7 protein-coding genes and 2 pseudogenes are annotated in these 8,911 nt (G+C 71.1%); 4 read left to right on the top strand and 5 right to left on the bottom strand.

Translation table 11 applies throughout. The features are described from left to right. Nucleotides 1-211, top strand: a 211-nt coding sequence (locus ACZ7L1_RS39065) for a hypothetical protein (protein ID WP_471444449.1), incomplete at its 5' end; no start/stop codon positions are given. A gap of 13 nt (nucleotides 212-224) precedes the next feature. Here ACZ7L1_RS39065 and ACZ7L1_RS39060 read toward each other — a convergent pair. The 4 genes from ACZ7L1_RS39060 to ACZ7L1_RS39045 all read right to left on the bottom strand — a co-directional run bounded on the left by ACZ7L1_RS39060 (nucleotide 225) and on the right by ACZ7L1_RS39045 (nucleotide 6,769). Continuing rightward, nucleotides 225-605, bottom strand: coding sequence for a competence protein CoiA family protein (locus tag ACZ7L1_RS39060; protein WP_471444447.1), 381 nt, complete (start codon nucleotides 603-605; stop codon nucleotides 225-227). 180 nt (nucleotides 606-785) lie between these two features. Beyond that, on the bottom strand, nucleotides 786-1,787 hold the full coding sequence (locus tag ACZ7L1_RS39055; protein WP_471444446.1) for a helix-turn-helix domain-containing protein: 1,002 nt from the start codon (nucleotides 1,785-1,787) through the stop codon (nucleotides 786-788). A 150-nt stretch (nucleotides 1,788-1,937) separates the two neighbouring features. Then, nucleotides 1,938-5,801: a S8 family peptidase gene (locus tag ACZ7L1_RS39050; RefSeq protein ID WP_471444450.1), complete on the bottom strand. Its 3,864-nt coding sequence runs from the start codon at nucleotides 5,799-5,801 to the stop codon at nucleotides 1,938-1,940. A 596-nt stretch (nucleotides 5,802-6,397) separates the two neighbouring features. Next, on the bottom strand, nucleotides 6,398-6,769 hold the full coding sequence (locus ACZ7L1_RS39045; protein ID WP_471444452.1) for a hypothetical protein: 372 nt from the start codon (nucleotides 6,767-6,769) through the stop codon (nucleotides 6,398-6,400). Here ACZ7L1_RS39045 and ACZ7L1_RS39040 point away from each other — a divergent pair. The 3 genes and pseudogenes from ACZ7L1_RS39040 to ACZ7L1_RS39030 all read left to right on the top strand — a co-directional run. Continuing rightward, nucleotides 6,767-6,871 (top strand): annotated as a pseudogene (locus tag ACZ7L1_RS39040) (IMP dehydrogenase); the annotation flags it as partial. The gene ACZ7L1_RS39045 and the pseudogene ACZ7L1_RS39040 overlap by 3 nt on opposite strands. A gap of 83 nt (nucleotides 6,872-6,954) precedes the next feature. Further along, complete coding sequence (locus tag ACZ7L1_RS39035; RefSeq protein WP_471444445.1) at nucleotides 6,955-7,311, top strand: hypothetical protein; 357 nt, start codon at nucleotides 6,955-6,957, stop codon at nucleotides 7,309-7,311. 297 nt (nucleotides 7,312-7,608) lie between these two features. After that, nucleotides 7,609-8,616 carry a glycosyltransferase family 2 protein gene (locus tag ACZ7L1_RS39030; RefSeq protein WP_471444444.1) on the top strand — a complete coding sequence of 336 codons (1,008 nt, stop codon included), beginning with the start codon at nucleotides 7,609-7,611 and terminating at the stop codon, nucleotides 8,614-8,616. Between the two features lie 62 nt (nucleotides 8,617-8,678). On the opposite strand, the pseudogene ACZ7L1_RS39025 reads toward ACZ7L1_RS39030, so the two are convergent. Next, nucleotides 8,679-8,821, bottom strand: a pseudogene (locus ACZ7L1_RS39025) (transposase); the annotation flags it as partial. Between the last annotated feature and the right edge of the window lie 90 nt (nucleotides 8,822-8,911).

Genomic DNA, 8,911 nt, shown 5'->3' with positions numbered 1-8,911 from the left:
GTCGCCACCAGCAGTTTCCAGACGATCTCGCGAGATCTACCAGCAAGATCAACAGTCACAGGGAGTAGGCACACCACAGAAGTTGGACCAGAACCAGTTGCGACAGCACTGGGGTACTTGTCAGGTCAGCATCGAGATGCTCCTGATGAAAGGTGCTGGTCATGCCGCCGATGTTGCGGTGTACGACCGCCTGGTCGACAAGTGCGTCTGAGGTGGGCGGACTCTCAGGAGTCGAGTGCCGACTGCTGCGCCCATGCACCTTTGCGGTCTAGCTCACGTACGCGGATCCACCGCCCGCGCACCTGAGTGCCGTCAGCGAGCGTCACTCCGGGGAAAAGTCGGCGATGGCGGTGCGATCCGCCCGGCAGAATCGGGTGATCGACACGCCCCTTGGCGGACCGCCGGCGCACGGTGCTGGCGGCGATGGGGGAGTACTGGGCCTCCCATCCCACGCGTGCGCCGGCGCCGGTCACCAGCACGTCGGTGATCACCCGTCCGTCCTCGGATCGCGCTTCGGTCTGCACGTCCAGTCCGCGCCGCTGAAGCCGGTTCTGCAGCTGCTCGAAGGCCAGTCGTCCCGCGGTGTCCCATACGAAGCGCCCCACCGACCGACCGAGTCCGCGGCGAGGGCGGAAAGCTCTGGCCAATGCCAGGGGGCCCGGGCCCGCCGCCCGGCCGCCGCCGCGACCGGTCCGTACGGGCTCGCCCGCGCCCGGCCGGCCCCGCACCGGACGGTAACCACGCCAGGACTGACGAGCAGTCAGTTCGTCTGGGAGCGGCGGGACTCAGAGCCAGCCGCGGCGAGCGGCCTGCCAGGCGAGCTGCATCCGCGTGTCGGCGCCGGCGAGGGTCATCATGTGCTGGATGTGGCGCTGCACGGTGCGCCTGCTCAGCCCCATCTGACTCGCGATGGCCTTGTCGGCGACACCCGCCACGAGCAGCGAGAGCAGCCGGCGGTCGGTCTCGGTCAGCGGGTCGGCGTTGACGACCCCGTCGCTGCCCTCCACCCCGCCGGACGCGCTGACGTTCAGCGGGACCGCGGTCTCCCAGTAGCGCTCGAAGAGCGAGATGAGCGCCTCCAGCAGGCTGCTGCCTCGCACCAGCGCGGCCGTCGCCACATGGGGACTGCCCTGGGGCCCACCGGGGACCAGCGGGCAGATGGCGATGGCGCGGTCGGCCACGGCCATGCGCAGCGGCAGGTGCGGGACCGACCGGGCCACCTCACCGGCGCGCACACCTTCCACGACGTTGTCGACGGCGCCCTCGTCGTCGAAGAAGGCCTGCTCGTACAGGACGCGGTAGCGCACCCCGCGGGCGAGGGCGTCGTACTCGGCGCGGTTGCTGCCCGAGGGCATCGCCACGTACTGCGCCTTGCAGAACCAGAGCATGTCGTGGCGCGCGTTGTCCTGCATCTGCCGCAGGTGCTGGCGCAGCGCCTCCGCTCCGGTGATGACCTCGATGAGCTGGCCGGGGTCGTGCCTGCGGCGCGTACTGCGGTAGCTGTCGAGGAGGTCGGTGACGGCGGTACGGGCCTTGTCGAGCGCGTCGGCGTTGCGCTGCAACCGCGGCAGCAGCGCCACGTCGGGCGGTACGGCCGCGTAGTGCAGCGGATCGCGGTCGGTGGTGCTGGCGAGGCCCTTGCCGCGCAGGGCCGCGAGGACGGCCTCGGCGGAGTCGCGCGGGAGCCCGGTCCGGTCGGCGACCTCCTGGGCCGACGCGGTCGCGGTCCCGACCAGGAGCCGGTAGACCGTCTCCTCGATCGCCGTGAGACCTGCCGCCTCCAGCATGCCGTGCCCCTCCCTCGTCGCGGCCGGCCCCGAGAAGCGGAACGGCCCGTTGAAGTTTGCACCGCGGGCCACCACCGGGCAAGCAAACGGCGGGTGCCAGGATTTCCTCCCGGGCACCCGCCGTCGTTCAGCCGTTCCGCGGGGCCGCCGTCACTGCCCCGAGGAGGGGCCGCGGTGCAGGTAGGCGCGGTCGACCGTCTGCCGCACGGTGTTGCCCGCGGCGTCCACCGCGGTTACCCGCAGGCTGACGTACGCGTCCCCGCGCACCCCCGACGGCCGTTCGACCGCGGCGGTGAACCGCGTGCCGTCGTGCCGCGCGGTGCGGGCGGTGTGCGCGGTGTGCCAGGTACGGCCGTCGTCGTACGACGCCTCGACCTTGAGCGTAACCCCGCGCGGGGCGGCCAGGCCGTCCGGCATCCGTACGTTCAGCCCCAGCGTGTGCGACCGGCGCGGACCCACCGCGTTGCAAAGGTCCACCGGCGCGCTGTAGTCGACCTGGAGCAGCGGCAGCAGCGTGGCCGTTGCCGCGGTGTCCGAGGTGAACGTCCAGGACGTCCTGGTGGCGGTGCCGAACTGCCAGTCGGCGGAGGTACGGGCGGTGGTGAGGTCCAGCCGGTAGCTGGCCTTGCCCGCGGGCACCTCGAATCCGCCCCAGGCCCCGGTGTCGGACTGCGCCACGAGCCGGCCGTTGCGGTACACCTCGGCGTGGGCCACGTCGCTCGGGTCGCCCACCGCGGACACCGCGGCACCGGTGCCTACACCGCCACCCAGCGAGCTGGTCTCCGCGAACGACCAGTGGCCGGACTGGGAGTCGGTGAATTCCGGGATGTGCAGGGACAAGGTGTCGCCGTTGCGCACCGAGCCGGGCCAGCCCGTCACACCGTGCGGGATCGCCGGGCGTACCGGCCCCGCGAACCACTTCTCCGCGGCGTGCTGTCCGGGCCGGTAGGTGCGGGCGGCGTCCTGCATGCCGACGCCCAGCTCGAGGTCGCGGTCCATGACGGTGTCGTGGTGCACGGTGTGGCTCCACAACGTGTCACCGGCCGTCACGTACTCGGTGCGCTGCTGTCCCACCGGCACGTCACGGGTGTACTGGTTCCAGGCGAACTCCTGGTAGGGGCGCCAGCCGAAGCGCTGCTCGCTCCCCCAGGCCGAGGCGCCGGTGCGGGTGTAGGCGGCCTTCACCACCGCGCTGTTGCGTTCGCTGACCGTGTACACCAGCTTCTCGGGAACGCGCTGCTGGGACACCTGCATCACGTCGTACAGGTAGGGGCTCTTCACCGTGCCGGAGAACTCCACCGTGGTGGTGCGCTTACCGGCGCGCTTGAGCAGGTCGGTGCCCTCGGTCGAGCCGGCGCGCATGATCGGCAGCGCGAGGCGGTCGCCGTCCGGCTGCCAGCGCGTCCAGGGGAAGAAGCCCTCGGGCATGACGAGCATCAGCGCCTTGGCCCCGGCGTCCGCGGCGGCCTTCGCCAGCTCGGCGTCGTTGCCGAAGTTGTAGCGGACGACAGCGAGCTTCCCGCGCACATGGGTGGCCCTGAAGTCCGCGGCGGTGCCCGCTCCGGCGTCCACCGCGGTCAGCCGGACGCCCTTGTCGTCGAAGACCGGTGAGGTCGGCAGGTAGTACGGGGCGTAGGGCGCCGAAGTGCCGGACACCTTCGCTCGCAACTGCGGGGCCGTCATCTGCCAGCGCGAGGCGAACTCGAAGGTGCCGTCGGTGACTTGCGCGGTCGGGCTGACGTAGATGCGCTTGGCGATGTCGAAGAACATCACGCCCTGGATCAGGCCGTGGCCCTCGATGCGCCGGTACGTCTGGTAGCTGAGGATCCCCCGTTGCTCAGCGGGCTCGGGCGTGCGGATCTGCACCTGGGTGACCTTGGAGGCGTCCAGCGTCACCGTGGTGTCCTTGGAGACCTTCACCTGCGGGTTGATCACCTCGACCAGTTCCTGGCCGTCCGAGGCGTTGTCCAAAGTGCTGAAGTCGACCTGGTAGGTGCCCTCCTCGACGACGGCGACCGCGGGGTCGGCGCTGGTGTACGAGACGAAGCCGTCCTGGCCCCAGATCGTCGGCAGCCAGTCCGGCAGCACCTTGCCCGCGCGGTCGCGGGCGATCACGGTGAGCCGGTGCAGCGGCGCGTGCACGACCAGGGAGAGCGTGGTGTGGGCGAGGACGGTGCCGTCCCCGCCGGTCGCGGTGGCGTAGCCGTAGTAGGCGCCGCGCTTGGCGTCCTTCGCGTCGGTGCTCAGCGGCACGTCGGCGGAGGCACCGGGGGCGAGGTGGACGGTGCTCGCGCCGGGCGCGACGACACCGGCCGTCAGGGCCACGCCGTCGGAGTTGGCCAGGGCCACGCTCAGCTTCAGGTCCACTGCCTTGTCACCGGCGTTGGTGTAGTGCAGGGTCGCCGACTGCTGCTTGCGGCCGCCCACCTGGACGGCGGGCAGCAGCACGCTGCCGGTGGCCGTGACCGCGCCCATGGCCGCGGCGATGTCGATCCGGCCGCCGCCCTGCTCGGTCGCCTTCGTGCCCGGCACGGTGTGCGCGGTGCTGATCAGCGCGTCCTTCAACTGCTGACCGGTCCAGCCGGGGTGCTGCTGCGCGATCAGCGCGACGGCACCCGCCACGTGCGGGGTCGCCATCGAGGTGCCGGACGCCGCCGTGTAGTTCGCGTCGACCGGGTCGCCCATGGTGGTGCCGGACGCGCGCGCGGCGACGATGCCGACGCCGGGGGCGGTCACGTCGGGCTTGACGGCCTTGTCGCCGAGGCGCGGACCGCGGCTGGAGAAGGAGGCCAGGGAGTCGTCGCGGTCCACGGCGCCCACCGTCAGAGCGGCGTCGGCCGCACCGGGCGAACCGATCGTGGAGTCCCCGTTCTCGCCCGCGTTGCCCGCCGCGACGACGAAGAGGGTGTCGCCAGAGGCGGACAGCGTGTTGAGGGCCTGGCTCATCGGGTCGGTGCCGTCGGTCGGCTCGTCGGAGCCGAGGCTCATGTTGACGACCTTGGCGTGCTCGGAGGCCGCCCACTCCATGCCGTCGATGACCTGCGACTCCGAGCCGTAGCCGTCGTCGCCGAGCACCTTGCCGATCAGCAGCTCCGCCTTCGGCGCCACACCCTTGCGGGAACCGGAGGACGCCGCGCCCGTACCGCCGACGATCGACGCCACGTGCGTGCCGTGCCCGAAGTGGTCCACGGTGTTCCCGCTGCCCGAGAAGTCCTTCGACTCCGCGATCCGGCCCGCCAGATCAGGGTGGGCGGCGTCCACGCCGGTGTCCAGCACGGCCACCTTCACGCCCTGGCCCTCGTACCCGGCCTTCCACGCCGCAGGCGCGTTGATCTGCGCCGTGCTGCGGTCCAGCACCGGCGCGACCCGGCCGTCCAGCCACACCCGCGGGGTCGCGGCGGCGCGGGCGGTGCCCTCGGTGTCGCCCGGGTTCAAGGCCTTCCAGAAGGCGCCGAGGTCGTCGTCCGCGACGCGCAGCGACCGCGCGCCGATACTGGCGAGGGTCCGCGCCGGGGCCGATGCCTCGTTGAACGCGGCGACCCGGTCCGCGACGGCGGCCGCGGCCTTTTCGCTCTTCGCGGTCGTCCGGGCCACGCCGCCGCGCGGGGAGGCGGAGACAATCAGTGGCAGCGCGGAGGTGCCGCCCTCGTTGTAGCCCTGGGCGATCAGGGTGGAGACGTCGAACAGACGCCGGTCCAGCGTCCCGGCGGAGACCAGGTCCGTAGCGTCCGACGGCAGCACCGTCAGGTCGCCGCCGTCCTCCTGGTACGTGCGGAAGACGATGTCCTCACGGCCGGGTCCCGGCTCGACCGAGGCGGCGCGGCGGCCGTCGGCCCCCGGCGTCACCGTCACGCGGTCGCCGGTCACCAGGGGTACGGTCACGGGCGGCGCGCCCTGGCCGTTGGCGGGTCGCGCCGCGGTGTCCTGGGGCGTCTGGGCGGAGGCGGCCGGTACGCCTCCGGCGGCCAGCAGCAATCCTGTCGATATCGCCGCCGTCAGGCGGATCCATGCCATCAGCCAAGCACCTCTCGTACAGCTGGGAGTCACGCGCTGTCCGACAGAATCTGCTGTGGCGGTGAGCATGTCACTGGCCTCTGGTGTCACACCTGTGACATGTCTCAACGGCGCCACGGGGTGCGGCCCCCGTAAGGTGTCAGCGCGGCATTCTGCCGTGGGAGCGGGCGCCCAGGCCGCCGCGCCGCGGATGCCGAGGCGCGCCAACTCCGCCCGCAGCGCACGGACGCCGTGCTGGGTACGGGACTTGACCGTCCCGCGCGGAACGCCCAGCTGTGTGGCGACGTCCTCGCTCGCCTGGCCCATGACGTGGACGCGGACCACCGCTTCGCGGTGCGCGGGGGCGAGCGCGCGCGGGGCGCCGACCAGGACGGAGCGGTCTTCGACGGCGCCGGCATGGTCGCGGACGGGCGCGAGCGCGGTGCCCGCGAAGTCGGCGGCGGTGACCCCCCACCGGTACGGAGCGGTCGCGGCGGCGGTGGTCAACGGCGGCGTTGCGGGCCACGAGGTCTCCTTGGCGTTGCGCAGCCGCTGCACGAGAGCCCGCAGCTGAGGGGGCGTACTGTCTGGAAGCGGGCTGAGCGGTCGGCCAGCCATCAGAGCGCCCTGCCGAACGCGCGGCGCACGTCCGAGCCCAGCCCCGGCCGGGCACGCGCGAGCCGGCCGGCGGCCGCGGCCGCCAGCACGCCCAGCGCGGCGGGCACCTCAGGTCCGGTCGCGGCCAGCACGGTGACGGCCAGGACGACGATGACGATGACGACGGCGTCACCGGCCGGGAGACGGTCGACGGGCGGGTATGCGGCGCCGTACTCGGCGGCCACCGCGAAGTCCGCACCGGCCGTGGCCAGGCGGGCGGGGAAGAAGACGAACGCCGATGCTCTTCGGAACTGAAGCCGGGACAGATACGGCTCGACGTCAGGCCGTTGCGGGCGAGACGCCCGGCCCTGGCGAGGCCTCGATCGTGGCACCCCGGCCGCGTCTTTGACCTCACCCTGCCCCTCGACCAGGCCGCCGAAGGCTACAAGGCCATGGACGAACGCCGCGCTATCAAAACCCTCCTCCGTCCCTGACCGCCACCGGGGGCAAGAACCCCTCCCCGTGGTCCGCCGAGATTTGGTCAACGAGGGCCTGGACGCTGAGGGAGAACATCCGCGTGGCCACCATCGAAGGGCTCGACACCGCCGCCCGCAAGGCCAAGGGCAGCGGCCGGCTCCCTGTCATCACCGACGACATGCTCCACACCGTGCTGCAGCGCCGCGCGGGCGGCGAGTCCGTCGAACAGAGCCAGCGCGACCTCGTCATCCCCACCGGCAAGCGCAAAGGACAGGACCCCTCCGTCGCCAGCACCTACCGGGCGCTCGCCGGGCACGGGAAGAGGGAGGCGTACCCCGAAGCCGTCGAGGCCGCGCACGCCGACTTCACTGCCCTCCACGCCAGCGAAGTGACCGGATCCCGGAGCGTGGGCAAGCCTGCCGGGGCTTCAGGATGTGAGCTGCCCCGATTTTCGTAGAGTCGGTGATTTTGTTTCAGGCGGACTGCGGGGGCTGCTCCCGGCTCTGCCGGAAGTCGCGTTCGTCAGCAGCAGGAGATCGAGCACAAACTTGGTGATCTTGTGACGATGGGCCGCCCCCTGTGACACGCAGGACCTGGGACGCGCTGAACACAGTGACCCCGGTCGGGATCACGCCGCCTGATCTCCGGGGGGAGGTACGCGGGCGGCATCAAGACAGGGGCGCGGCTCGTTTACCACCCCGTGGCGGGCCCGCCCCCTGTTCATCTCGCAGCGTTTAGAGCGGAGTTCACGCTGATGATCAGCATCATAGTCGCCGCGTACGACCTTCAGGGACAGCTGGGGGTCTGCCTGAATTCGATACTGAACCAGTCCTTCCGGGACGTGGAGGTTGTCGCGGTCCTGGACCAGTCTGCTGAATGCCCTGCGGGCTTGGTGGATGACTATGCTCGGCGGGATGGGCGGGTCTCGGTCGTGCGGCTGACGGGCGTCGCCGGCATCGGCCGGATACGCAACGCGGGGGCGGAGCGCGCCGCCGGTGACTACCTGCTGTTCCTGGACAGCGATCACGTCATCGGGGGTGAAACGCTTCAGGCGATGGTCGATCGGCTGCAATCGGCAGACGAGCCGGATGTTCTTCTCTTCGGGCACACTCGCCTCCATCGCGGCTGCTCATGGCCCGGTGCCGCCGCCGGCCTGCTTGCCCGGCAGGGACGTGAGCCCTTCGCCGCGATGGACCAGCCCGAGTTGTTCGGTGCTCCCGCCTACTCCTGGGACCGTTTGGTCCGCCGCGACTTGTGGATCCGGCAGGAACTCGCGTTCCCTGACGGTCTCCACGAGGAGGTCGCAGTCGTCCACCGTGCCATGCTCGCCGCCGACCGGGTCGCTGTCCTGAAGTGGAACTGCGTCCAGATCCGCCGTCGGCACACTCAACACCCCGCAGGCTCACCGGGCGGCACCCACTTCGACGTCTTCGGCCGGTACGAAGACAGCTTCGACTTGCTCGAGGAGCGCGGCGCCCTGGAGGTTGTGGCTCCCTTCCTCTTCACTCGTATGATCCGTCACTACCTCTTCCTTCTCAATCTCGAGGGATGTCTCTCCCGCTCCGAGCGCCCGCAGTTCTTCCAACGCGCCAGCGAGCACTACCGGCGGTTCCTCCCCGACGGCTACGAGCACCCCGAGGGTCGGGAGGGTGTCAAGTTCCAGCTCGTGGCGAGCGGGAGATACAGTGCGCTGGAGGCCGCCAGTCTCCCTCAGCGCGCGCGGAGTTTCGTCTCCCGGGGCGCCGCCGTCCGCGGACGGTAGCCCCAGGCTGGGTGACTTCGACCGTTACTGCCGCCGACAGAGCGGCGCCGCATGTAACGCACCCTGCACGGCCGGGTCAGCGCGTCCACCCAGATGAACGCATACGGTCCGGCTCCCGCAGCCGGTTGCGAAATGCGGTGGCCTGCTTGTCCAGGTGCCGGGCCATGGCCGAGACCTGCGACTTCGATAACTGCGTGACACCTAGTAGGACTCCGTTACGTCTGTCTGCGTGCCGTGTTCAGGGGCATGAGGACTGTGTGGACGCACATGAAGTCAATCGTGTTCGGGCGACGTT

The sequence above is a fragment of the Streptomyces sp. NPDC107546 genome (assembly GCF_055639175.1).
The sequence above is the reverse complement of the archived record's forward strand: the minus strand, read 5'-3'. Positions and strand labels throughout refer to the sequence as shown.

Coding starts and splice junctions, on each gene's coding strand:
- ACZ7L1_RS39055 (WP_471444446.1), bottom strand. CDS start 1,787: ATGCTGGAGGCGGCAGGTCTCACGGCGATCGAGGAGACGGTCTACCGG.
- ACZ7L1_RS39050 (WP_471444450.1), bottom strand. CDS start 5,801: ATGGCATGGATCCGCCTGACGGCGGCGATATCGACAGGATTGCTGCTG.
- ACZ7L1_RS39030 (WP_471444444.1), top strand. CDS start 7,609: ATGATCAGCATCATAGTCGCCGCGTACGACCTTCAGGGACAGCTGGGG.